This window comes from Paenibacillus plantiphilus, from assembly GCF_927798095.1.
Taxonomy (GTDB): Bacteria; Bacillota; Bacilli; order Paenibacillales; family Paenibacillaceae; genus Paenibacillus_Z; species Paenibacillus_Z plantiphilus.
The window spans coordinates 1-25,289 of the sequence record NZ_CAKMMF010000022.1 but is presented as its reverse complement, the minus strand read 5'-3'; the positions used below and the strand labels follow the sequence as shown (position 1 = coordinate 25,289).

23 protein-coding genes and 1 other annotated feature are annotated in these 25,289 nt (G+C 51.8%); of the genes, 22 read left to right on the top strand and 1 reads right to left on the bottom strand.

The genetic code is table 11. The features are described from left to right. Window positions 1-708 precede the first annotated feature (708 nt). The 12 genes from spoIIGA to L6H65_RS18090 all read left to right on the top strand — a co-directional run bounded on the left by spoIIGA (window position 709) and on the right by L6H65_RS18090 (window position 11,856). Window positions 709-1,779 (top strand): sigma-E processing peptidase SpoIIGA, encoded by a 1,071-nt coding sequence (gene spoIIGA, locus L6H65_RS18145; RefSeq protein WP_236344072.1) that lies wholly within the window; start codon window positions 709-711, stop codon window positions 1,777-1,779. Beyond that, a complete protein-coding gene (sigE, locus tag L6H65_RS18140; RefSeq protein ID WP_236344071.1) occupies window positions 1,758-2,480 on the top strand; it encodes an RNA polymerase sporulation sigma factor SigE in 723 nt (240 codons plus the stop codon). Before spoIIGA ends, sigE begins: the two co-directional genes overlap by 22 nt. A 187-nt stretch (window positions 2,481-2,667) precedes the next feature. Continuing rightward, window positions 2,668-3,450 carry an RNA polymerase sporulation sigma factor SigG gene (sigG, locus tag L6H65_RS18135; protein WP_236344070.1) on the top strand — a complete coding sequence of 261 codons (783 nt, stop codon included), beginning with the start codon at window positions 2,668-2,670 and terminating at the stop codon, window positions 3,448-3,450. 301 nt (window positions 3,451-3,751) lie between these two features. Next, window positions 3,752-4,030: a PRC-barrel domain-containing protein gene (locus tag L6H65_RS18130; protein ID WP_236344069.1), complete on the top strand. Its 279-nt coding sequence runs from the start codon at window positions 3,752-3,754 to the stop codon at window positions 4,028-4,030. Between the two features lie 98 nt (window positions 4,031-4,128). Further along, entirely contained in the window at window positions 4,129-5,004 is an 876-nt protein-coding gene (gene pgeF / locus L6H65_RS18125; RefSeq protein WP_236344068.1) for a peptidoglycan editing factor PgeF, read from the top strand. Further along, a complete protein-coding gene (locus tag L6H65_RS18120; RefSeq protein ID WP_236344067.1) occupies window positions 5,001-5,729 on the top strand; it encodes a YggS family pyridoxal phosphate-dependent enzyme in 729 nt (242 codons plus the stop codon). The genes pgeF and L6H65_RS18120 overlap by 4 nt, the downstream gene beginning before the upstream one ends. Beyond that, window positions 5,726-6,178, top strand: coding sequence for a cell division protein SepF (locus tag L6H65_RS18115; protein WP_236344066.1), 453 nt, complete (start codon window positions 5,726-5,728; stop codon window positions 6,176-6,178). The genes L6H65_RS18120 and L6H65_RS18115 overlap by 4 nt, the downstream gene beginning before the upstream one ends. A 7-nt stretch (window positions 6,179-6,185) precedes the next feature. Next, window positions 6,186-6,452, top strand: a complete 267-nt coding sequence (locus tag L6H65_RS18110; RefSeq protein ID WP_236344065.1) for a YggT family protein — start codon at window positions 6,186-6,188, stop codon at window positions 6,450-6,452. Continuing rightward, entirely contained in the window at window positions 6,452-7,234 is a 783-nt protein-coding gene (locus tag L6H65_RS18105; protein WP_236344064.1) for a YlmH family RNA-binding protein, read from the top strand. Before L6H65_RS18110 ends, L6H65_RS18105 begins: the two co-directional genes overlap by 1 nt. Before the next feature lie 117 nt (window positions 7,235-7,351). After that, window positions 7,352-7,846 carry a DivIVA domain-containing protein gene (locus L6H65_RS18100; RefSeq protein WP_236344063.1) on the top strand — a complete coding sequence of 165 codons (495 nt, stop codon included), beginning with the start codon at window positions 7,352-7,354 and terminating at the stop codon, window positions 7,844-7,846. Window positions 7,847-7,919: 73 nt separating this feature from the next. Beyond that, window positions 7,920-8,240: a binding site (T-box leader), on the top strand. 54 nt (window positions 8,241-8,294) lie between these two features. Beyond that, window positions 8,295-11,393: an isoleucine--tRNA ligase gene (gene ileS / locus L6H65_RS18095; RefSeq protein WP_236344062.1), complete on the top strand. Its 3,099-nt coding sequence runs from the start codon at window positions 8,295-8,297 to the stop codon at window positions 11,391-11,393. A 166-nt stretch (window positions 11,394-11,559) separates the two neighbouring features. After that, a complete protein-coding gene (locus L6H65_RS18090) occupies window positions 11,560-11,856 on the top strand; it encodes a DUF5665 domain-containing protein (RefSeq protein WP_236344141.1) in 297 nt (98 codons plus the stop codon). Between the two features lie 21 nt (window positions 11,857-11,877). Here the strand turns inward: L6H65_RS18090 and L6H65_RS18085 are convergent, their stop codons facing one another. Further along, window positions 11,878-12,591, bottom strand: coding sequence for a TraR/DksA C4-type zinc finger protein (locus L6H65_RS18085; protein ID WP_236344061.1), 714 nt, complete (start codon window positions 12,589-12,591; stop codon window positions 11,878-11,880). A 175-nt stretch (window positions 12,592-12,766) separates the two neighbouring features. Here L6H65_RS18085 and lspA point away from each other — a divergent pair, with 175 nt between their 5' ends. The 10 genes from lspA to pyrE all read left to right on the top strand — a co-directional run bounded on the left by lspA (window position 12,767) and on the right by pyrE (window position 24,754). Next, window positions 12,767-13,288 (top strand): signal peptidase II, encoded by a 522-nt coding sequence (gene lspA, locus L6H65_RS18080; protein ID WP_236344060.1) that lies wholly within the window; start codon window positions 12,767-12,769, stop codon window positions 13,286-13,288. Next, window positions 13,239-14,210 carry an RluA family pseudouridine synthase gene (locus tag L6H65_RS18075; protein WP_236344059.1) on the top strand — a complete coding sequence of 324 codons (972 nt, stop codon included), beginning with the start codon at window positions 13,239-13,241 and terminating at the stop codon, window positions 14,208-14,210. Before lspA ends, L6H65_RS18075 begins: the two co-directional genes overlap by 50 nt. 133 nt (window positions 14,211-14,343) lie before the next feature. Further along, window positions 14,344-15,579 (top strand): LL-diaminopimelate aminotransferase, encoded by a 1,236-nt coding sequence (locus L6H65_RS18070; protein ID WP_236344058.1) that lies wholly within the window; start codon window positions 14,344-14,346, stop codon window positions 15,577-15,579. A gap of 385 nt (window positions 15,580-15,964) precedes the next feature. Further along, window positions 15,965-16,519: a bifunctional pyr operon transcriptional regulator/uracil phosphoribosyltransferase PyrR gene (pyrR, locus tag L6H65_RS18065; protein WP_236344140.1), complete on the top strand. Its 555-nt coding sequence runs from the start codon at window positions 15,965-15,967 to the stop codon at window positions 16,517-16,519. Next, entirely contained in the window at window positions 16,516-17,415 is a 900-nt protein-coding gene (locus tag L6H65_RS18060; RefSeq protein WP_236344057.1) for an aspartate carbamoyltransferase catalytic subunit, read from the top strand. Before pyrR ends, L6H65_RS18060 begins: the two co-directional genes overlap by 4 nt. Before the next feature lie 43 nt (window positions 17,416-17,458). Then, a complete protein-coding gene (gene pyrC / locus L6H65_RS18055) occupies window positions 17,459-18,748 on the top strand; it encodes a dihydroorotase (RefSeq protein ID WP_236344056.1) in 1,290 nt (429 codons plus the stop codon). A gap of 142 nt (window positions 18,749-18,890) precedes the next feature. Then, entirely contained in the window at window positions 18,891-20,036 is a 1,146-nt protein-coding gene (locus tag L6H65_RS18050) for a carbamoyl phosphate synthase small subunit (protein ID WP_236344055.1), read from the top strand. Beyond that, a complete protein-coding gene (gene carB / locus L6H65_RS18045) occupies window positions 20,023-23,241 on the top strand; it encodes a carbamoyl-phosphate synthase large subunit (RefSeq protein ID WP_236344054.1) in 3,219 nt (1,072 codons plus the stop codon). The genes L6H65_RS18050 and carB overlap by 14 nt, the downstream gene beginning before the upstream one ends. Window positions 23,242-23,367: 126 nt before the next feature. Further along, window positions 23,368-24,114 carry an orotidine-5'-phosphate decarboxylase gene (gene pyrF, locus L6H65_RS18040; RefSeq protein ID WP_236344053.1) on the top strand — a complete coding sequence of 249 codons (747 nt, stop codon included), beginning with the start codon at window positions 23,368-23,370 and terminating at the stop codon, window positions 24,112-24,114. Beyond that, entirely contained in the window at window positions 24,107-24,754 is a 648-nt protein-coding gene (pyrE, locus tag L6H65_RS18035) for an orotate phosphoribosyltransferase (protein WP_290370452.1), read from the top strand. Before pyrF ends, pyrE begins: the two co-directional genes overlap by 8 nt. Window positions 24,755-25,289 lie beyond the last annotated feature (535 nt).

Below are 25,289 nucleotides of genomic sequence, written 5' to 3'. Positions count from 1 at the left end.
GTTCTGAATGATGAGTGAACGTTGTAAAAGCGTGAAAAACCGGCTCGCAGAACGAGCGAGGGGATAGAAAGCGTCGATGATCTATGTTTACTGAGAGCGTCGCAGCTATCTTCAAACGTATAAGGACTGTCAGGGCTTCGCTGACGTTTTTCTACCTGACAGAAAGTATAAAATCGCTGCCCTATAGAGGAGAATTTGGTCTGTGGGAATCCAAAGAATGGACTCAAGCTGCTCGTGTACGAAGGTTGTCATCATATGCATGGAGTGCGGGGCGTCGATGCAGGAGACTACTGTAAGCGGGAAAAGCCTGCTTAAAGCTGCTGAAAGGAACGCGATCGGCCGTATAAGCGGGAAAAATCGTTTTACAGCCTTAGCGAGTGAGTGAAATGGGCTTCGGTGGGGGCTATAAGCAGACAAAAACCGCTTACAGCTACCAGAAAGTGCGCGATTCTTCGTGTAAGCCGGAAAAATCGTTTTACAGACCGGCTCGAATGTGTGAATGTGATGTGTTTTGGAGGTATCTCTTTTCACATCAATTGGGACTGACTCATTGGACATTGGACTTATCGGACAGCCCTGTTTTTTCTTATGCTGTCTGACGATATGGGCCGGTGGATGAAGCGGGCGGCATCGACAAAAAAAGATGGCTGGTGACGGCATGTTTAGACAGACATTGTAATAGGCTTTAACTATACTAGACACAAGCTGATGATCCTTATCCGAGCGCTCGGCAGGAGCAGCCTCTGGAATGGGAATGAAGGGCAGGAAGGTGAGTGTCTGGACGCTGTCTATATCGATGTGTATTTCATGATCAATCTGCTCATTGATGGCTCCGCTCTCCTTATGACAGCATGGGTACGGAACATCAGGGCCAAATGGTGGCGTGTGCTGCTGGCTGCCTCTATAGGAGCGCTGTACGCAATCATGCTTGTATTCCCGCCGTTGTCCTTTATGTTCACCATTGTGATCAAGGTGGCGCTGTCTATCGTCATGCTGCTCACCGCGTTCGGCTTCGGAAGTATACAGCAGTTCATGCGGCATATCGGCGCTTTCTACGGGGTGAATTTTGCTGCTGCTGGCGCTGTGCTGGGGGTTCATTACTTATTAATGAGCGGTTCAAAGGAATTATGGAATACGATGACGTTCGTGAACGGTACGGTTCAGCCTAAGCTGAAGCTGGGCATCGTGTTTCTGTTCAGTGTAGTTTGCGTCAGCTTCTACATCTATCGTTCCGTTATGACACAGCGCAAGGAACGAGATCTTGTCGCTAATCATCTTGCGGAGGTGAAGGTAACGATAGGCGAGCTGGAGCATCGCTGCATCGGACTCATTGATACAGGCAACCAGCTGTATGAGCCGCTCACGCGCACACCTGTCATGGTCATGGAAACAGCGGTATGGAAGGAGCAATTGCCGGCTTCATGGATCGCCCGTATCCGCGAATCGCAGGTGGATAAGCTGATTGCAGAGATGAGTCATGAGGAGGGTGATTCGTTCCCCTTGCAGGATCGTCTGCGGCTTGTGCCGTATCGGGGTGTCAATCGTGGAGCGCAATTCATGCTCGCCATTAAGCCGGATCTCGTGGAAATTGTGCGGGAGGGCGAAAGGTTTCAATCGCGCAAGGTGCTTATCGGATTGGATGCTGGCAAATTAGTCGCAGATGGGGCTTATCAGGCAATTATCCATCCATCATTACTGAACAATCGCGTTGCCACGGTCGAACCAGTACACACTTCTTCGGGGAGGGATGGAGCAGCATGCTCGTCAAATGGAAATTAGTCCTGCAGTTATATTATTATCGTGTTTTGTTTTTATTCGGATTGAAGAGTGAGGAAATCTATTATATTGGTGGAAGTGAAGCGCTGCCGCCGCCTCTTACTCGTGAAGAAGAGGAATATTTGCTTGAGAAGCTGCCTACAGGCGACACAGCCATTCGCGCCATGCTCATTGAGCGCAACCTGAGACTGGTCGTTTATATTGCCCGCAAGTTCGAGAACACAGGTATTAATATTGAGGATTTGGTGTCTATCGGAGCCATTGGTTTGATTAAAGCAGTGAATACGTTTGATCCTGAGAAAAAAATCAAGCTTGCCACCTATGCATCTCGCTGTATTGAGAATGAAATCCTCATGTATTTGCGCCGGAACAACAAGACGCGAACAGAGGTTTCCTTCGATGAACCGCTTAACATTGACTGGGACGGGAACGAGCTGCTGCTGTCTGATGTGCTCGGCACCGAGAACGATACGATATACCGCAATATCGAGGAGCAGGTGGACCGCAAGCTGCTGCATAAGGCGCTGGATAAGCTGACAGATCGGGAACGGACGATTATGGAGCTCAGGTTCGGGCTGGCTGACGGAGAGGAGAAGACTCAGAAGGATGTCGCAGACCTGCTCGGTATCTCGCAATCCTACATTTCAAGGCTGGAGAAGCGGATCATTAAACGGCTCCGCAAGGAATTCAACAAGATGGTCTAGCTGTACGGCTGCTTGGGCGAATATAAATTTTTTAGTTCGGGTATAGATGGCCAAGTATGCCTCTAAGTAGTGATATGAACGGCTTCTCCTGCTTTTTTAATAGCGGAGAGGCCGTTTTTTCATGGGAATAAAATGGGGGGACGGGGAGATACTGTACATTAATGTTTCTCCTTGGGAGGTAATCACGTTGACCCGAAACAAAGTCGAGATTTGTGGAGTGGATACCGCGAAACTGCCTGTTTTGACTAATGCTGAAATGCGAGAGCTGTTCACCGCATTGCAAACGAAAAATGAATGGGCGGCAAGAGAGAAATTGGTCAACGGCAATTTGAGATTGGTGCTAAGCGTCATTCAACGGTTCAATAACCGTGGCGAATTTGTCGATGACCTGTTTCAAGTGGGATGTATCGGATTAATGAAGGCAATTGACAATTTCGATCTGGGCCAGAATGTGAAATTTTCGACTTATGCGGTGCCGATGATTATCGGTGAAATCCGCCGTTATCTCCGGGATAACAACCCGATTCGCGTGTCGCGCAGCCTGCGGGATATCGCGTATAAAGCGCTTCAGGTGCGGGATAGCTTGACGAACAGAAATTCAAGAGAGCCGACGATTCTGGAAATATCAGAGGCGCTTAACGTCCCGAAGGAGGATGTCGTATTCGCACTTGATGCGATTCAAGACCCGGTCTCATTGTTCGAACCGATTTATCATGACGGTGGCGATCCAATCTATGTGATGGACCAAATCAGCGATGAGAAAAATAAGGATGTATCTTGGATTGAGGAAATCGCGCTGCGCGAAGCTATGCATAAGCTCAACGAACGTGAGAAAATGATTCTGTCCATGCGGTTCTTCGAAGGGAAAACACAGATGGAGGTAGCCGATGAGATCGGCATCTCGCAGGCGCAGGTGTCCAGGCTGGAGAAATCGGCCATTCAACAGATGCAGAAGCATGTGAAAACGTAATTCGGCGCGCCATGCGCCGCTCAGATTGCTGAGACATTTAATCAAGCAAACAAGAAGTTGAGGGCGGGGATTAACCCCGCTTCAACGCCCATAAGAGATCGTCTCCAATTCTGCTTTCTTGGCAGTATGGAAGGCGATCTTTTTAATGCCGTCAGCATGTGATAGCGGCTGAAAAATATCCCAAGGAGCTTTAAGCGATGACTTTTTCAGTGGGGACAGGACATTTTGCCGGGTACGGGCATATAGTAATAATAAAGGCAAATTGGACGAAATCTCTGAGGGAAACGTGGTGAGCGACGGGATGAAAATATCTGATTTCCAGACGAAGGATGTTATCAATATCGTGGATGGCCGCAAGCTCGGACAGGTGAGCGATCTGGAGCTTGACCTGCGGCAGGGGCGCATCGATTCCATCGTTGTGCCGAACTATACGAAGTTTTTCGGCCTGTTCGGCGGCGGCGGTACTGATGTGGTGATTCCTTGGCGGAATATCGTGAAGATTGGCACCGATGTCGTACTTGTGCGAATGGATGATGCGAAGGCATTCCGCGGTGACGAGGATGAAGCGCAGGCGCGCTGATTCGAGAGGGCTCTTGCGTCCGTGCGGGTGATGAAATTGGCTTCCTCACTCGCATCGGTGTCCGCAGCTATGGTACACTTGTGGCGAGGTGAGGCTGGATGGAGGCTTTTAAACGCAACGATTCCGCGAAGGGACCTTCGCTTTTTTTATTAGAGAAATGGATGCATGCAGATAATCGGTTGACCAGCGGATTTACGAGCCGTATGGGCGGGGGGAGCGGGGAGCCGTGGACTTCGCTCAATTGCGGGCTTCATGTGGGCGACGCGTCTGAGGATGTTGTTCGCAATCGGCAGCTGATTGCGGATGCGCTGGATTGGCCTTTCGATGCGTGGACCTGCGGAGAGCAGGTGCATGGCAATCATGTTCACATCGTGAGGACAGCGGACAGGGGCAGCGGGCGGGCTGATCGCGGCAGCGCTGTTGCGGATACGGATGCGCTGATTACAGCGGAGAAGGATGTGCTGCTGACCTCCTTCTATGCGGATTGTGTTCCGCTCTATTTCTACGATCCGGTCTGTGAGGTTATTGCGCTGGCGCATGCAGGGTGGAAAGGAACGGTTATGGAGATTGCGCTGGAAACCGTTGCGGCCATGCAAACCGGGTTTGGCTGCTTGGCTGAGAACATACGCGGGGCTATCGGTCCTTCTATCGGAAGCTGCTGCTATGAGGTCGATGGAATCGTGCTGGATCGGGTAGAGCCGCTTGTGAAGGAGCTTGCCCGCTCGCAATCGCAATTCGGAGCGGACTTCGAAGTCATGGTGAAGCATGTCGGAGAAGGGAAAGCGCACATAAACTTGAAAGAAATAAACCGACAGCTTATGATAAAAGCAGGAATTTTGCCGATCAACATCGAAATGACTGAGTGGTGCACTGGTTGTTCGACGGATATCTTCTTTTCCCATCGTATGGAAGGAGGAGCAACTGGGCGAATGGCTAGCTGGATCGGCATGAAAAGAGGTGAAGCGAGCGCGTGACATTATTGGAGCGTATTGAAACGGTAGAGCGTCGTCTCGCCGAAGTATGCCAGCGCAGCGGAAGAAGCAGAGAAGATGTGCAGATTATAGCTGTAACCAAATATGTCGGCATCGAACAGACGGAGGATACGCTTCGCCACGGATTGCGCCATCTCGGCGAGAACCGCTGGCAGGATGCTTCCGCCAAGTGGAATGCGATCAGCGGAACAGGGGCTGAAGGCAATGACAGGTCCGCGATCGACGGACAAGCTATCTGGCATTTTATTGGCTCGCTTCAGACGAACAAGGTGAAGGACGTCATTGGTAAATTTACATATATACACTCACTGGATCGGCCTTCGCTTGCTGGAGCTATTCAGAATCGGGCGGAGCAGCTCGGTATTGTTGTACCGTGCTTTATACAGGTCAATGTATCAGGCGAGGACAGCAAGCATGGATTAGCGCCTGAAGGCTTGAAGGAATTCGCAAGGTCGCTGGCGGATATGCCGCATATCGAACCTGTAGGCCTTATGACAATGGCCCCATTGGATGGCGAAGCTGAACAATCGAGACCTGTGTTTCGCGGCTTGCGGCAGCTTAGGGATGAACTGAACGCCGCAGCGGTGCTTAGGAAGCCGGTGAATGGGTTATCGATGGGTATGTCGGGTGATTATGAAGTGGCGGTTGAAGAGGGCGCTACATGGCTCAGGCTGGGAACAATATTAGTGGGGAGGAATACGAGATGAGCGTTATGAACAAGTTTATGCATTTTTTCGGACTGCAGGACGAAGAGGAAGTTATAGAACGCGAAAGAATTGATCAATATGAAGAACAAGAGGTTGAAACTTCTCCTTTCGAAGCGCGTAAACAATCAACGAAGAGCAATAATGTCGTCAGCATTCATTCGCAGAAGAACGTGCGCGTTATTCTGAACGAGCCGCGTTCGTATGATGAAGCGCAAGAAATCGCTGATCACCTGCGTTCGCGCCGATCTGTCGTCGTTAATTTGCAACGGGTGCGCACGGATCAGGCAGTCCGGATTGTGGATTTCCTGAGCGGTACAGTATACGCGCTTAATGGCAGCATTTCGAAGCTGGGTTCGAATATTTTTCTGTGCACGCCGGAATCTGTTGAAATTCAAGGTGCTATTTCTGAAATACTGGCAGACGAGAATGACTACAAAAAAATGAGGTGACCTTGAGTTGGATCAAGTTGAATCTTTTGTTGGAACGCTAGTCTATATATATCGCATATTGATCATCGGCTATATCCTGCTTTCCTGGCTTCCGAATGCAAGAGAAAGCTTTATCGGCGAATGGCTGGGCAAGCTTGTCGAGCCTTATCTGGCACCGTTCAGGCGCGTCATACCGCCGATTGGCGGCATGATTGATATTTCTCCAATCGTTGCTCTGCTCGCTCTCCAGTTCGTTGCGATGGGGATTGTCGCGATTATCGGTATATTCGTGTAATGAAGAACGACCTGTACGTGCATTTTCATCCCAATGAGCGTCCGTTCGTCGATCGGGCCTCTGAATGGGTGGAGCGGGCAGCTTATGCGCATGAGCTGAAAGCAACGGATTTTCTAGATCCGCGCGAGGCTCAAATCTTGCAAAGCCTGGTCAATCGCAATCCCGATGTTGGACTCAGGCTTGTGGGCGGTTATGAGGGTGCGGAGCGTAGGCGGGCATTCATAGCCCCGGACTATCGGGTGTTGGACGATGAGCCGGATCGTATCGCACTTCTCAAGATTACCGGCGGCTCGCAGGGACATCTGGAGCTGGACCATGGCGATTACCTGGGGGCGCTGCTCGGCCTTGGCATCAAGCGCGATCGTATTGGCGATCTGCATGTTCATGATACGTTCTGCCATTGTCTCATCATTGAAGAGATTGCCGATTATTTGAACATTCATTTGCGGCAAGTCCACCGGGTTCATGTCCTGACGGACATCATTCCTTTATCCGAGCTGCAGGTTGCGAAGACGGCGCTGGAGGAAATGAACTTGTCGGTGGCTTCTTTGCGTCTTGATGGCATATGTAGCGATGTGTACCGAATCAGCCGCTCCAAAATCGTCGACCCCATCCGTGCCGGAAGGTGCAGAGTGAACTGGAAGGTGGAGGAGGACCCGTCGGCGCAGCTCAAGGACGGAGATGTCATTTCGTTCAAAGGGCTGGGCAGATTCCGTGTGCTGAACGTAGAAGGGATAACGAAAAAGGGCAGGCTTCGAGTCAAAATCGGCAAATATATATAAAAGGTTTGCAGGATTTTGTGCGGAACTGTCGAATCGCTAACGAAGAAAGATTTCTTCGAAAACTCGGATTATGCTTACGAAGATCGTTTTCTTCGAAAACTCTTAGGAGGTGCGCCAATGCCGCTTACGCCATTGGACATACATAACAAAGAATTTGGCCGTCGTCTGCGCGGTTATGACGAAGATGAAGTGAATGAGTTTCTGGATCAGGTCATCAAGGACTATGAAACACTCATTCGCGAGAATAAAGAGCTGCAGAATCAGTCGCTTGCCCTTCAGGAGAAGCTGAATCATTTTTCCAATATTGAAGAAACGTTAAGCAAAACAATCATCGTCGCGCAGGAAGCTGCAGATGAGCTGAAGAGCAACTCGAAGAAGGAAGCACAGCTTATTCTCAAGGAAGCGGAGAAAAATGCGGATCGCATCATTAACGAAGCGCTCTCGAAATCCCGCAAGGTTGCGCTTGAAGTGGAAGAGCTGAAGAAGCAGGCCTCCATCTATCGTGCACGGTTCCGTACTCTCGTTGAAGCGCAGCTTGAGCTTCTCGGCCTGGAGGGCTGGGATTCTCTGGAGGGTGGCAGTGCCCCTGCCAGAGAAATAAATCGAGATTAAACGGCCTCATCATGTCAATTGACATTCTTTTGCGAATGGCGTATAACTAGGTATAATAAGTTGGCTTAACAGGTTAATTTCGTTGATGAGAACAAGTACGCTAATGATGTTTGCTCCCCAGAGAACCGGCCTTGCGCTGAAAGCCGGTGTGCAAACCGTGGCGGAATATCCTCTCTGAGAAGCCGCGCCGAAACCGGAAGCGTCAGCCAGATTGCTGCCGCACTGTAGTAAGCGCCGTGCCGGATGTCCACCGTTACAGGGACCGCGGATGTATAGATCCGTGACTAAGGTGCCGAATGAATGACGGTGCAGCTATCGTATCCTTGGGATGCGGACAGCTTGCAGGTCATGAATCGGAACAAGGGTGGTAACGCGAGCAGGCCTCGTCCCTTTACAGGGATGGGGCTTTTTTTATTTTCCAACGAGAATTGAAAGGGGATTGACTGCAATGGAACGCGTAGATGTGAAGGAACGGGCAAGAGCCCGCGACATGCGGATACTAGCCAAATGGAAAACGGAGGATACGTTCAAGCGATCGATCGACCATCGGGAGGGCAAGCCGAATTTTGTCTTCTATGAAGGACCGCCAACCGCTAATGGGGCGCCGCATATCGGCCATGTGCTGGGACGGGTTATTAAAGATTTTATTTGCCGCTACAAAACGATGGCGGGTTATCGTGTCGTCCGCAAAGCGGGATGGGATACGCATGGATTGCCGGTTGAGCTGGGCGTTGAGAAGCAGCTCGGCATTTCGGGCAAGCAGGAGATTGAGAAATACGGCATTGAAGCCTTCGTCAAGAAATGCAAGGACAGTGTGTTCGAATATGAGCGCCAATGGCGGGAATTGACCGAGGCGATCGGCTATTGGACGAATATGGATGATCCGTATATAACGCTGGACAACAATTATATCGAGAGTGTATGGCATATTCTTTCGAACATTCATGAGAAGGGGCTGCTGTACAGAGGCCATCGCGTCAGCCCGTACTGCCCATGCTGTCAGACGACGCTCAGCTCGCATGAGGTTGCGCAGGGCTATGAGGATGTCAAAGATTTGAGCGCGACGGTGAAGTTCAAGCTGGCCGATTCCGATGCTTCGATTCTCGCATGGACGACGACGCCATGGACACTTCCTGCGAATGTAGCGCTGGCGGTCAACCCTGCTCTGGACTACGCAAGAGTTAAGCAGGATGGCGAGACCTACATCGTTGCAGAGGCTCTCGTGGAGAGTGTGATGAAGGGCGAGTATGAGGTGGAATCAACCGTTAAGGGCGCGGAGCTTGTCGGTCTGAAGTATGCGCCGCCATTCCAATATGCGCAGCTGGAGAAGGGGCATATCGTTATTCCAGGCGATTTCGTCAGCGATGCGAGCGGTACAGGCATCGTCCATATCGCGCCGGCTCATGGCGAGGACGACTACAAGGTCGCACGGCAGAACGGCATTGACTTCCTGAACGTTATTGACGGAAGAGGGCACTACAACGAAGAGATAACAGATCTCGCAGGTCGTTTCGTCAAGGATTGCGATATCGATATTGTCAAAATGCTTAGCGAGCGCTCGCTGCTGTTCTCGAAGGAGCGTTATGAGCATAGCTATCCGTTCTGCTGGCGCTGCAAATCGCCGCTGCTCTACTATGCGACGGAGAGCTGGTTCATTGAGACGACGGCGATCAAGGAACAGCTTATCGCCAACAACAATGAGGTGAACTGGTATCCCGGTCATATTCGCGAAGGCAGGTTCGGCAAGTTTCTGGAGGATCTCGTCGATTGGAACATCAGCCGCAACCGCTACTGGGGCACGCCGCTGAATGTGTGGGTGTGCGAGAGCTGCGGCGGGCAGCATGCGCCCGGCAGCAGAGCGGATCTTGCGGCACGCTCGGTGGAGCCGATCTCGCCGGATATCGAGCTGCACAAGCCGTATGTCGATGAAGTGAAGCTGAACTGTCCGCATTGTGAGGGCGGCGTCATGACGAGAACCTCGGAAGTGATCGATGTTTGGTTCGACAGCGGCTCGATGCCTTTTGCGCAGCAGCATTATCCTTTTGATAACGAGGCGGCATTCCAGGATCAATATCCTGCGGACATTATTTGCGAGGGCATTGACCAGACGCGCGGCTGGTTCTTCAGTCTGCTGGCGGTTTCGACGCTCTATAATGGCAAAGCGCCTTACAAGGCGGTTCTCTCCACAGGCCATATTCTCGATGAGAACGGACAGAAGATGTCCAAGTCCAAGGGCAATGTAATCGATCCGTGGGAGATCATTCATGAATACGGCACGGATGCATTCCGGTGGGCGCTGCTTGCCGACAGTGCGCCGTGGAACAGCAAGCGCTTCTCGCGCGGCATCGTGGGCGAAGCTAAATCGAAGGTTATCGATACAATCGTCAATACACATGCGTTCTTCGCGCTGTATGCGACGATAGACGGCTATGACCCGCTGACTCAGCCGTATCGCGTCTCCAGCGGCAAGCTGGACCGCTGGATCGTATCGCGTCTGAATAGTCTGGTCCGTGAAGTGAACAAGGAGCTTGCCGAGTATGACTTCTTGAATTCCGCCAAGGCGATTGAAATCTTCGTAGATGAGCTGAGCAACTGGTACATTCGCCGTTCGCGCGACCGTTTCTGGGGCAGCGGGCTGTCGGATGAAAAGCTGGATGCGTACGGAACGCTGCGCCATGTGCTGCTCACCTTGTCGCGCTTGATCGCTCCATTCGCTCCGCTGCTGGCTGAGGATGTATACAGCAATCTCGGAGGCGTCGGCGAAAGTGTCCATCTTGCCGACTACCCAGAGGTGGACGAGGCAGCGATTGACGAGACGTTGGAGCGCGATATGGAAACAGCTCGCGTAATCGTAGAGCTTGCTCGCAATGTTCGCAACGAGACAGGCATTAAAACCCGCCAGCCGTTGTCAGAGGTTATTGTAGCTCTGGACCGTGATGATTTCGAGCTGTCGCCATACGAGGGCATTATCAAGGATGAGATCAATGTGAAGACGATCACGATTGCAAGCGGCGATAGCGGCTTCGTTGATTTCTCCTTTAAGCTGAACCTGAAAACGGCGGGGAAGAAATACGGCAAGCTTGTTGGTCCGATTCAGGCGCATCTGAAGACGTTAACCGCTGATGAGACACGGGCAGCTGTGCAGAGCGGCGAGCTGACCTTTACGACGGCGGAAGGCGAGGCGCTTCGGATCGAACTGGAGGAGCTGCTTGTAGAGAAGCAGGCTAAATCCGGCTTCGCATCAGCGTCGGGCTCCGGGCTGACGGTTGCGCTTAACACGGATATTACGCCGGAGCTGGAGCAGGAAGGGCTTGTGCGCGAGGTGATCCGCGCAGTTCAGGATACGCGGAAGAAGCTGGATCTGGCCATCGAGAAGCGGATACAGCTGCTGCTGGATGTGGATCAAGAGCTGCATGCGGCTCTGCAAGCGTTCGAGCATGTGCTGTTCGAAAATGTTTTGCTCAGCAGTGTGGACTATGGAAGTCGTGATGGAATGGAACGGGTTTCTCTAGGCGATAAAGAAATTGGAATTCTAATCGGCGGTTAAGGGAATACTGCCCATACAGATGTTAAATAACGAACGCCCATGCGATAATGACCTGCGAGCGGAGCAATCCGCTGGCGGTCATGCACGGGCGTTTGTTGTTGCCAGCCCCAAGCTGGGGCACGTTGGAGGAATGTTGATGACAGAGGAGAAGAAGGATATTGCTGCGATGCGGCGTATTGTCGATTCGCTCAATAATCGGCTGGAGAAGGTAGCTATTGACCTGGAACGCTCGCAAATGGCTGATTATGTGGATTTGCTCAACAGGCCGTTCTCGCTGATGTGGCGCAATCTTCTGGCTGGAACAGCCAGAGGTGTTGGTATCGCCATCGGCTTCACGTTTTTTGCCGCGACGATTCTTTATGTGCTTCGACTGCTGGGTGCTTTGAACCTGCCGATTATTGGCGACTACATTGCCGATATTGTACGTATCGTTCAGCATCAATTGGAGGGCAAGGCATATTAATGTATGGAAGAGGGCTGAAGCTTAATCCTGCTCCAGCCCGTAATCGCCTTCCTTATGATCCAGATATTCATAGTAGGCTTTGTTGCGGATAACACTGACATAAGTGCCTGTAATGTCGGTGGCGAGAAAGCTTTCAAGGGGCTCCACGTAACCATCGGCTTCATCGGCCTCAATTCCGATATCATCATAGGAAAACACGTCGCGATTCTCGGACATGGCCGGTGAATCGGAATTGCCCCATTGCTCGACAATTTGCCAAGCATCCTCGCCATCGAATCCATTGTAGCCCTCGCGTTCATCCAGACTGGAGCGGCCGAATGGCGGTGTAAGAAATTGTTCCTCGATCGGCCTGCGATCCGAGGGCTCCTGTCTCGGCGCGTGATCGATACAGTGCAGCGTATCGGGCAATGCTTGCAAGCGCTTGAATGGGATCGGAATGCCGCATGACAGGCAAGTGCCGTAAGTGCCGCTGCTCATAGCTGTCAGGGCGGTCTCGATCCGGCTGAGCCTCAGATCCTCCTGTTCAAGCAGGGCGATATCCTTGCCCCGTTCATACATCTCGGTCGCCAGGTCGGCAGGATGATTATCCATCGTTGACAGCTCGCCTGTTTCATCCCGCAGAGAGGAAGCAAGTCCATAATGCTCGCTGTCTGCCAGACGCTTCTCAGTCATGGTCTTGTCGGATTGGAGCCGTCTGCGAAGATGATCGATTTGTTTCCTGGTAAGATGGGGCATAAGCGCACGGCACATCCCTTCAGTCTAATGTATGAGCGTATGAATGTTGATACAGCCATTAGCTTTAGCATCTCCGTTCTATTTTACAAAAGGGCATGTCTGGGGGGGCTGGAATTGCTAGTCTGACACAGGGAAAATGTGCTACAATGTGTTGGGAACAGGAGGGGACGACGAGGTGAAATATTACTATTATTGGATCGCCTTAATTGTATTCGCAATCGATTATGTGACGAAGGAGATCATTGAACAGAAGCTTGAAATTGGTGAAAGAATAAATGTTCTGGGTGAATTCTTCATCATTACTTCGCATCGCAACAAAGGGGCTGCCTTTGGCATTCTGCAGGAGCAGACGCTATTGTTCATTTGTGTTACTGTGGTGGTTCTCATTGGAATCATCTGGTACGCTCACACGAACCGCAACTCCGGCAAGACGATGCTGCTCCTTGGCTTGGGGCTGGTATTAGGCGGAGCGTTTGGCAATTTCCTCGATCGCGCGTTGTATGGCGAGGTTGTCGATTTCCTGCAGTTCACTTTCGGAAGCTATATCTTCCCGATCTTCAATGTGGCCGATATGGGGATCGTATGCGGCGCTGGACTAATCATACTGGATGCATTCCTCTCCATGAAAAATGAGAACGGAGATTCTAATGAACGAGATAAACGAAACGAACAAGATGGACAGCAAACCGTCCACTGAGGAGCCGCTTGAATTTATTGTCGGCGAGAGCGAAGCAGGCGAGCGTCTTGACAAATATGTAACGGAAAGTCTGGAGGAAGGCGCTGCCGTATCCAGAACACAGGTGCAGGAATGGCTGAAGTCAGGCGCCGTGAAGGTGAACGGCCGCCAGATCAAAGCGAATTACAAGGTCATGGCCGGTGATACGGTTGCCGTTGCCATTCCTGAGCCCGTAAGCGCTGTTATTGAGCCGGAAGACATTCCGCTCGATGTGGTGTTCGAGGACAGTGATGTCATCGTTATTAATAAGCCACGGGGAATGGTTGTGCATCCTGCGCTTGGCCATTATTCGGGAACGGTCGTTAATGCGCTCATGCATCACTGCAAGGATCTGTCCGGCATCAATGGTGTGATGCGGCCGGGCATCGTGCATCGGATCGACAAGGATACCTCAGGACTCCTTATGATAGCGAAGAATGATGCCGCACATGCCTCGCTTGCTCACCAATTGAAGGAGCATACCGTGACCCGCAAGTATATGGCGCTCGTTCACGGCAATGTGCCGCATGAGAACGGAACGGTCGATGCGCCTATAGGACGTGATCCGCATGACCGCAAGCTGTTTACGGTAACCGATCGCGGAAGCAAGCATGCGGTGACGCATTTTGCTGTCGTTGAGCGGATTGGCGTGGATTTCACCTTGCTGGAGCTGCAACTGGAGACGGGACGGACTCACCAAATTCGTGTACATATGAAATACATCGGATACCCGCTTGCTGGAGATCCTGTGTATGGACGAAACAAAACAATCGGCCTGAAGGGCCAAGCGCTGCATGCGGCCGTACTTGGCTTCATTCATCCTCGCACTGGCGCAGAGATTATGCTTGAAGCTCCGATTCCGGAGGATATGGAGCGGGAGCTGGCGATATTGAGATCCCGATAGCAGACGATAGACGATGGTCAAAAAGTGCAAACTTTTGGCCATTTTCTTTATTATGCTGGATGTCTGAATTAGGCTATGATGAATGCAATTGTTGCATAAGCATTCAGTAGCTAGAAAGGTGAGGATGATTCTAATGACACAAATCAATCATTATTATACAGAGCTGCAGGGCAGCTACCTGTTCTCGGAAATTGCGAAGAGACGTACGAAGTTTATGGAGGAAAATCCAAACGCAGCCATTATCAGCCTTGGCATTGGCGACGTTACACGCGGCCTTCCCGAGGCGGTAGTGAAGGCGATGCATGCTGCTGTTGACGAGCTGGCGAACCCGGGATCATTCCGTGGCTACGGACCGGAGCAGGGCTATGATTTTCTCATTCAAGCGATTATCGACAATGACTATAAGGCGCGCGGCATCGACATCGCAAGCAATGAGGTGTTCGTCAGCGACGGCTCCAAATGCGATGTCGGCAATATCCAGGAAATATTCAGCCAGGATGCGGTTGTTGCTGTTCAAGACCCTGTGTATCCTGTCTATGTAGATACGAATGTTATGGCTGGCCGTTCAGGCAAGTTCAATAAGGAAACGAATCAATATGAGAATATTGTATACCTGCCATGCAGCGCTGAGAACAATTTCACGCCGAGTCTTCCAGACCGCAAAGTAGATCTGATCTATCTCTGCTACCCCAACAATCCGACGGGTATGACGCTGACGAAGGAAGAGCTTAAGCGCTGGGTTGATTATGCCAAAGCGAATGATTGCATCATTCTGTACGATTCGGCCTATGAAGCGTTTATTCAAGAGAAGGACGTGCCCCGCAGCATTTACGAAATTGAAGGCGCTCGCGAGGTCGCGATTGAATTCCGCAGCTTCTCCAAGACGGCTGGCTTCACTGGCGTTCGCTGCGCTTACACGGTTGTGCCGCGCGAGCTGCAAGCCAAAGATGCGAACGGCAATGTCGTGAAGGTCAACGATCTGTGGAACCGCCGCCATACGACAAAATTCAACGGCGTTTCCTATGTGACACAGCGCGGCGCTGCTGCGATCTTCTCGCCGGAAGGCAAAGCGCAAATTGCATCCATCGTCGACTATTACATGACGAATGCACGGATTATCCGCGACGGACTGGCCTCGCTTGGCCTTGAAGTGTTCGGCGGCGTGAATGCGCCGTATATTTGGCTCAAAACGCCGAACGGCCTGGATTCATGGGCATTCTTCGATAAGCTGCTCTCGGAAGCCAATATCGTCGGAACGCCAGGTGTCGGCTTCGGTCAAAGCGGTCAAGGCTATTTCCGTCTGACGGCTTTCGGAAGTCTTGAGAATACGGAGAAGGCCATAGAGCGGATTACGAAGCTCAGTCTGTAATAGCGGCTGGACTTTTCGACAACATTCATGGCAGTAAATGATGCGGAAGTATTGACATCAATTGTCGAACGTGGGATAATTCTTTTGATAAACAGCAGTACCTTTAACTCAGTCCAGAGAGGCTGGCAAGGTAAGCGTTAATAATTGAATCCCGCGAATAGATTGGACGAACCGCTGGCGACTTGTGCGCAAGCGGTGCTTGTCTGAATATCTGCGTGTCGATTCATATGAATTACGCACTCCTTGCGCTTGCCCGCAAGGAGTTTTTTGTTTGAGTGAAGATCGTGCAGGCTTGAGGAGGCGGACGACGCGCATGGATGAGGAACATCGAATCATCAGAGATGAGGAACATCGAATCATCAGAGATGAGGATCATCGCATCATTATGGATGAGACTGCGATCCGCCGGGCTCTTACACGAATTGCGCATGAAATTGTCGAGAAGAACAAAGGAATTGAAGACTGCGTTCTGATCGGCATTCGCACAAGGGGGATTTATTTGGCGGAACGGCTTGCCCAGCGAATTCATGAAATTGAGGGGCATCCAGTCGAGGTTAGCGAGCTGGATATTACCTCCTATCGCGATGATCGCAAAGCAATCATCAAGTTAGCTGGGGGAGAGTCAGCTGCAGCTGCAGAATCGGGCATTGTCGCCAAGCCGATGATTGTGCAGGACAAACGGGTAATACTGTTTGACGATGTGCTGTATACCGGTCGAACGATTCGGGCAGCGATGGACGCGCTGATGGACTGCGGCAGACCGCAAAATATTCAACTGGCGGTGCTGGTGGACCGCGGGCATCGCGAGCTTCCGATCCGCCCGGACTATGTCGGCAAGAATGTGCCAACCTCCAAGCAGGAGCAAATTGTCGTGTCGCTGCAAGAAGTGGATGATGAGGATAAAGTGACGATAATCCATCAAAGGGGGCACACAGGATGACGCTAACAACTTTAAAACAACGGAGTTTACTGGGACTAAAGGATTTAAGCAAAGATGAGATTGTTTCGCTGCTTGATCGGGCTGCCCACTGGGAGGCGCAGCCGGTCAAGGTGAATCCGGTGCTGCAAGGCAAGTTCGTGGCCAATATGTTCTTCGAGAACAGCACGCGGACGAGATTCTCCTTCGAGGTTGCGGAGAAACGGCTTGGCACAGAGGTGCTAAACTTCTCGGCAGCGGTCTCCAGCGTCCAGAAGGGCGAGTCGATCTACGACACTGTACGCACCTTGGAATCGATGGGTATTGATGCAGGCGTTATCCGCCTCAAACCAATCGGAGTTCTGGCTGACCTAGCGACAAGAATCAAAGTACCGCTCATTAATGCCGGAGACGGCAACAATGAGCATCCAACACAAGCTTTGCTTGATATCTATACGATGCGGAAGCAGTTCGGTGAGCTCAAGGGGCTGACAGTGGCCATAATCGGTGATATTTTACACAGCCGGGTAGCCCGTTCGAATCTGTGGGCGCTGCAAAAGCTTGGCGTGAATGTGCGCTTCTGCGCTCCTCCGAACATGGTAGCGACAGAGCTGGACGCAGCCTACATTTCAATAGAAGAAGCACTGAAGGCGGATGTCATCATGATGCTTCGCGTTCAACTGGAACGGCATGAGAATGGGATGATCAAATCTGCTGAGGAGTACCGTGAGCAATACGGTCTGACTGTAGAACGGGCGAAGAGGATCGCACCGCATGCCATTATCATGCATCCTGCGCCAATCAACCGCAATGTGGAAATCGACGATGAGTTGGTCGAGCATCCGCAATCACGCATTTTTCCCCAGATGGAGAACGGCGTACCCGTACGCATGGCTGTTATTGAACGGGCTTTAGGGTAATAGACTTGAAACGCTTGAAGGCGCCGAAAGGAGAATGTAACGAATGTCAACCTGGATACTGAATGGACAAGTGTGGAATGAGGCTGCCGAGCAGCTGGAGGTCAAGCATGTTCGCGTGGAGAACGGTGTAATCGCAGCGATCGCAAGCGGTGCAGACGGTCTGCCGGATACAGCCGGACATGAGACGATTGATGCGAAAGGAATGCTCCTCTCCGCAGGATTTATCGATATGCACGTCCATCTGCGCGAGCCGGGCTTCGAATATAAAGAGGATATTGCAAGCGGTACGCGATCGGCTGCGCGCGGCGGCTTCACAACTATCGCCTGTATGCCGAACACAAGACCGGTTATTGATACGCCGGAGACGATCAAGTACGTGCTGGACAAGGCAGCGACAGAAGGAATCGTGCGCGTGCTGCCTTATGCCGCGATTACGAAAAACGAGCTTGGCCGCGAGCTGACCGACTTTGCAGCGCTGAAGGAAGCTGGCGCGATCGGGTTTACGGATGATGGCGTGGGCGTTCAGAATGCGCAAATGATGAAGGACGCGATGAGCTTGGCCGCTTCTATGAATATGCCGATCATCGCGCACTGTGAGGATGACACACTCGTTGTTGGCGCTGCGGTAACCGAAGGCAAATTCGCACAGAAGCACGGACTGAAGGGAATACCGAATGAATCCGAAGCGATTCATGTCGGCCGTGATGTTCTGCTGGCTGAAGCGACAGGCGTTCATTACCATGTTTGCCACGTCAGCACAGAGCAGTCTGTCCGCCTCATTCGCCTGGCGAAGAGTGTCGGTGTGAAAGTAACCGCAGAGGTATGTCCGCATCATCTGATTCTGTCAGATGAAGATATTCCGAGTCTGGACGCCAATTGGAAAATGAACCCGCCGCTACGTACACCGCGCGATGTGCAGGCGGTTATCGAAGGGCTGGAGGACGGAACGCTTGATATGATCGTTACCGACCATGCGCCTCATAGCGCTGAAGAGAAAGCGCGCGGCATGCTGCTTGCGCCTTTCGGCATCACGGGCTTCGAGACTGCGTTTCCGCTCATGTATACGCATTTCGTGAAGAACGGCAAATGGCCGCTTGGCTTCCTGCTGAAACGTATGACGACAGATCCAGCGCGCGTGTTCGGACTGCCGACTGGCTCTTTGGCTGTAGGCGCGCCTGCGGATGTCACGATTGTAGATCTGGAGGGTGAGCGCGAGGTAGATCCGCAAGCCTTCGCTTCAAAAGGAAAAAACACGCCGTTTGGCGGTTGGAAATTAAATGGATGGCCAGTTCTGACGATGGTGAATGGCGCTGTCGTTTGGTCGGAGCTGTAAGCAAGCAAGACAATAAGCAAGCAAGTCAATAAACAAGACATGATGGAAATCAGCTTAGAATAGCGAAGGCTTCCTCCGAAGCGAGTTTTCTGCTCGCACATAAATTGGAGTTTCGCAGAAAACCTTTGAAGGAGTGATACGGATGCAAGCAAGATTGTTATTGGAAGATGGAACATTGTTTACGGGTCTGGGATTCGGCGCTGAAGGCCAATCATCCGGCGAGGTTGTATTTAATACCGGTATTACAGGTTATCAAGAGGTTATCTCCGATCCGTCATACTGCGGACAAATCGTTACGATGACCTACCCGCTTGTCGGCAACTACGGCATTACGCGCGATGATTTCGAATGCATCCATCCTTTCATTCACGGCTTTGTCGTACGCCGTCATGAGCCGATGCCAAGCAACTGGCGCGCTGAATATTCTTTGGACCGCTTGCTTAAGGAATACGGCATTATTGGCATCAGCGATATCGATACCCGGATGCTGACCCGGATTCTGCGTCATCATGGTACGATGAAGGGCATTCTGACGACTGGCGCGGAGCGCGTGGAAGAGCTGCAGGAGCGTCTTGGAGCTTCACAGCTTATGACGGATCAAGTAGCGCGTACTTCGACGAGCAGCATTTTCTCAAGCCCGGGCAACGGCGAACGTATCGTGCTGGTTGATTTCGGCGCGAAGAGCGGCATTCTGCGCGAGCTGACCAAGCGAGGCTGTGATGTTGTTGTCGTGCCTCATGATACGACAGCAGAACAAATCCGCCGCCTGAATCCTGATGGCATCCAGCTGTCCAACGGCCCTGGAGATCCCAAGGATGTGCCTCAAGCAGTCAAGATGATTAGCGAGCTGCTTGGCGAATATCCGATCTTCGGCATTTGCCTCGGACATCAGCTGTTCGCTCTGGCTTGCGGCGCTGACACAGCGAAGCTGAAGTTCGGCCATCGCGGCGGCAACCATCCTGTGAAGGAGCTGGCAACGAATCGCTGCTACATCACATCGCAGAATCATGGCTACACAGTGCTTGAGGATTCCGTCAAGAATACGAAGCTGGCCGTAACGCATATCAACAACAATGACCGCACAATCGAAGGTCTGAAGCATACCGAACATCCGGCATTCACGGTGCAATACCATCCCGAAGCCGCACCAGGTCCATTCGATTCAAGCTACCTGTTTGATGAATTTCTGGAGATGATCCGCGAACATAAGAGAAATAACCCGAAGAAACCGCGTCAAGCCCAGCTTGCGGAATCGCTGAGAGGAGAGCTGCTGTATGCCCAAAAATAATGAACTCAAAAAGATACTCGTCATCGGCTCTGGTCCTATCGTTATCGGTCAGGCGGCTGAATTCGATTACGCCGGCACGCAAGCTTGCCAAGCGTTGAAAGAAGAAGGCTACGAGGTAGTCCTTATCAATAGCAATCCTGCAACCATTATGACCGACACGAATATGGCGGATAAAGTCTACATCGAGCCCATCACGCTGGAATTCGTAACGCAAATAATTCGCCAAGAGCGTCCGGATGGCTTGCTGCCGACATTGGGCGGACAAACCGGCCTTAACATGGCCGTTGAGCTGGCACGCGCAGGCGTGCTGGAGCGCGAGAAGGTGAAGCTGCTCGGAACGCAGCTTACAGCGATTGAGAAAGCAGAAGACCGCGACTTGTTCCGCGATCTGATGCGTGAGCTGGAACAGCCGGTTCCTGAGAGCGTCATCGTTACGACGGTAGAGGAAGCGGTAGACTTCGCTAATGAAATCGGCTATCCCATCATCGTCCGTCCTGCCTATACATTAGGCGGAACAGGCGGCGGTATTTGCTCCAGTGAGGAAGAGCTGCTGGAGATTGTGGCATCGGGTATTCGCTACAGCCCGATCAGCCAATGTCTGATCGAGAAATCGATTGCCGGCATGAAGGAAGTCGAATATGAGGTTATGCGAGACGCCAATGACAGCTGTATCGTTGTCTGCAACATGGAGAACTTTGATCCTGTTGGCGTTCATACCGGCGACAGTATCGTCGTAGCGCCAAGCCAAACGCTGTCCGATCGTGAATATCAGATGCTTCGTTCGGCATCGCTCAAGATCATTCGCGCGTTGAACATTGAGGGCGGCTGCAACGTCCAATTCGCTCTTGATCCTTTCAGCTATCAATATTATGTCATCGAAGTGAATCCACGGGTTAGCCGTTCTTCCGCACTGGCCTCCAAAGCAACTGGCTATCCAATTGCGAAGATGGCTGCGAAGATCGCAATCGGCTATACGCTGGACGAGATCGTCAATCCGGTTACAGGCCAAACTTATGCATGCTTTGAGCCAACATTGGATTATATCGTTTCCAAAATCCCGCGCTGGCCGTTCGATAAATTCATCTCTGCAAACCGCAAGCTGGGTACGCAGATGAAAGCAACCGGCGAAGTAATGGCTATCGGCCGTACCTTTGAGGAATCCATTCACAAAGCGGTTCGCTCGCTGGAGATCGGCGCGCATCGCATTCATTTGAAGGAAGCGTCCCAGCTTAGCGACGATACGCTTCGCTTCCGTCTGAACAAGCCGGACGATGAGCGAATGTTCCTTGTTGCGGAAGCATTCCGCCGCGGTTACGAGCTGCAGGACGTTCAGAATATTACGAATATCGACTGGTGGTTCCTGGATAAGCTCGAAGGCATCGTTCGCTTCGAGAATGAGCTTCGGAGCGCGGCAGAGCTGACTTCTGAGCTGCTGTATGCAGCCAAGCGCAAGGGCTTTACCGATCGCTCCATCGCAGAAATCCGCAGCGAAGGCGGACATCAATTACTGGCAACGGAGCAGGAAGTACGCGAGTTTCGAGTTAAAGCAGGCTTCAAGCCTGTTTACAAAATGGTAGATACCTGTGCGGCCGAATTCGAAGCGACAACGCCTTACTACTACTCGACTTATGAAACTGAGAATGAAGTGATCGAGTCAAATAAAGAGAAGGTTCTTGTGCTAGGTTCCGGTCCTATCCGGATCGGCCAAGGCATCGAGTTCGATTACTCTACCGTTCATGCAGTATGGGCCATCCAGGATGCAGGCTATGAAGCGGTCATTATTAATAACAATCCGGAGACGGTATCAACCGACTTTAGCACATCTGATCGCTTGTACTTCGAGCCGCTCTTCTTCGAGGACGTGATGAACGTAATCGAGCAGGAGAAGCCGATCGGCGTTATCGTTCAGTTCGGCGGGCAAACGGCGATTAATCTGGCTGCGCCGCTTACCAAAGCAGGCGTTCGCATTCTGGGCTCCTCTCTGGAGAGCATCGACAATGCAGAGGATCGCAAGAAATTCGAAGCTTTGCTTCGCAAGCTGGATATTGCTCAACCAGAAGGGAAAACAGTCGTTTCCGTGGACGAAGCGGTCGAAACGGCACAGGGACTTGGTTATCCGGTGCTTGTAAGACCTTCTTATGTTCTTGGAGGACGCGCGATGGAAATCGTATATTCCGATGAAGAGCTCCTTACTTACATGGAGCAAGCGGTGAAGATCAATCCAGAGCATCCGGTTCTGATTGACCGTTACATGCTGGGCAAGGAAGCAGAGGTTGACGCGATCTGTGATGGCGAGACAGTGCTTATTCCAGGCATTATGGAGCATGTGGAGCGCGCAGGCGTTCACTCCGGCGATTCTATCGCGGTCTACCCGCCGCAATCGCTGTCCGAGGATCTCAAGCAGCAGATGATCGACATCACGATCAAAATCGCCAAGGAATTTGATGTTATCGGACTCGTCAACATCCAGTTCGTTATTTATAAAGATCAAGTGTACGTGATCGAGGTAAATCCGCGCTCCTCCCGTACAGTGCCGTTCCTGAGCAAAGTAACGAATGTGCCGATGGCGAATTTGGCGACCAAGGCGATTCTGGGCACGAAGCTTGCAAGTCTGGGCTACTCCGAGGGCTTGTGGCCGGAGGATGATTATGTATCGGTTAAGGTTCCTGTATTCTCCTTCGCGAAGCTTCGCCGCGTAGACCCGACGCTGACTCCTGAGATGAAATCGACGGGCGAGGTAATGGGACGCGACCAGCAGTATGCAAAAGCACTGTACAAAGGCTTGATCGGTGCAGGCATGCGCATCCCGCCGACAGGCGCGATTATTGCGACTGTTGCGGACAAAGACAAGCCGGAGGCGATTGAAATTTTGCGCGGCTTCTACGAGCTGGGCTACAATATTATTGCAACAGGCGGAACGGCGGACTCGCTTGAAGAAGCGGGACTGCGCGTGAAGCGTGTGAACAAGCTGAGCGAGGGCTCGCCGAACATTCTCGATCTGATCCGTGACGGTCAAGCGCACTTCGTTGTCAATACGCTGACGAAGGGTAAAACTCCAGAGCGTGACGGATTCCGTATCCGCCGTGAAGCGGTTGAGAACGGCGTCGTCTGTATGACCTCGCTGGATACTGTTCAGGCGTTGCTCACGATGCTCGAAACGATTAACTTCTCCTCGCGGCCTATGCCGGTGCTGCAGAAGAAATAAGCTTTGCGGATATGAACGGCCAACGTCGGCCGAGACATCGCCTGCCTTTCGGCAAGCTGTCTCGGTGCGGATGGGTGGCCGTCTCGTCTGTACATATCACATTTTCGCCAAGAGGGGGCAATGCAGATGACAGGTTTGACGCGAGAAGAAGCGGCTGGACGAATAATGGTCGCGCTGGATTATCCGGAAGCAGGGGCTGCAAAGAAGCTGCTGCGCGACCTTGAGGGAATTCCTTGCTACATCAAGGTTGGCATGCAGCTGTTTTATTCCGCTGGACCAGCGTTTATCGCTAGTCTGAAGGAAAGCGGCTACCGCGTTTTCCTCGATCTGAAGATGCATGATATTCCGAACACCGTTAAGGGCGGAGCAAGCAGCATTACGAAGCTTGGCGTCGATATGTTCAATGTGCATGGCGCGGGCGGCAAGGAAATGATGGAGGCTGCTATGGAAGGTGTAGATGCTGCGCTGGCAGGGGGTTCTACCGGCGGGTATCGTCCGACTGTCATTGCGGTCACTCACCTGACAAGCACTAGTCAAGTTGTGCTCAATTCCGAGATTGGCATAGCCGGTTCCGTCGAGGATGCGGTTATCCGTTACGCAACGCTTGCCAAGTCAGCGGGCTTGAACGGTGTTGTCGCATCTCCGCAGGAGGTGCAGCTCATCAAGGCCGCTTGCGGCGCTGAATTCAAGACAGTAACGCCGGGCATCCGTCCGGCAGGAGCAGCACTGAACGATCAATCCCGCATTATGACTCCCAGCGAGGCGCTTGCGCAAGGCACGGACTATATGGTAATTGGAAGGCCGATAACAGGGGCTGCTGATCCCCGTGCGGCCATCGAATCTATTATTGAGGAGCTGGTTGGAAATGAGTAAGGAATTGCTGGAACAATTGCCATATGATATTGCCAAAGGACTGCTGGAAATCAACGCGGTTGCTCTGCGTCCGAATGATCCGTTTACGTGGACTTCCGGAATGAAATCGCCGATTTATTGCGACAATCGCTTAACGATGTCTTATCCGGCTATCCGCGATTCCATCGCTGAAGGCTTCGCGGCAATCATTAGAGAAAGCTACCCCGACTGCGAAGCGGTTGCCGGCATTGCGACAGGCGGCATTCCGCATGCAGCATGGGTTGCACAGAAGCTGAATCTGCCGATGCTGTACGTCCGCGACAAAGCAAAGGGACACGGTAAGACGAATCAAATCGAAGGCCATTTTACACCCGGTCAGAAGGTTGTTCTTATCGAGGATCTCATCTCTACGGGGGGAAGCTCGCTTAAAGCGGCTGTTGCTGTTCGTGAAGCAGGCTGCGAGGTTCAAGCTGTTGTAGCGATCTTTACTTACCAATTTGCGCATGCGATAGAAGCATTCGAAGCTGAGAACATTCCGCTCACGACGTTATCGAATTACTCCGCATTAATCGATGTGGCGGTGAAGAACGGTGCTGTGCAAAGCAGCGATGTCGCTGTTCTGCAGGCATGGCGCGAGAATCCACAATCGTTCGGGGCATAAGCGCCGTCATCGAACGCACACCACGCGGTGGGCGCTGAGAGCTGGACGCAGTGCGGAAAATTAGGATCTGACAAATCGAGGCTGTCCCATAAGTAGCTGCTCACTGCTGCTAATGGGACAGCCTCGTTGCCGCTTAAGAGGCCAATACGTCGACTGCCGCTAAGAATCGTTGAAAATGGAGCGGGGAGTTTTTTTTATTCTCGTTTAAAGTCAGGTTGCAGAGAAAGCCAGTCCTGTATAAGGCGGAAAAACCGCTTTACAGCACGGAAATGAGGATCGAGGCGCGCTGTAAAGCTGAAAAACCCTCTTACAAATGCCAAGGCATAGCAGAATACTCTTCGGCTATCTCCATAAGGCGGAAAAACCGCTTTACAGCTCGAAAAAATGGATCGAGGCGCGCTGTAAAGCTGAAAATGGACCTCTGTCAAGAAAGTAGACACCAACTAACGTTGCTTACAAATGCTTTTATAGTACTCAGCTTCAAATCGGTCAGGAGATAGGTAACCCAATGAACCGTGGATTCGCTTCCGGTTAT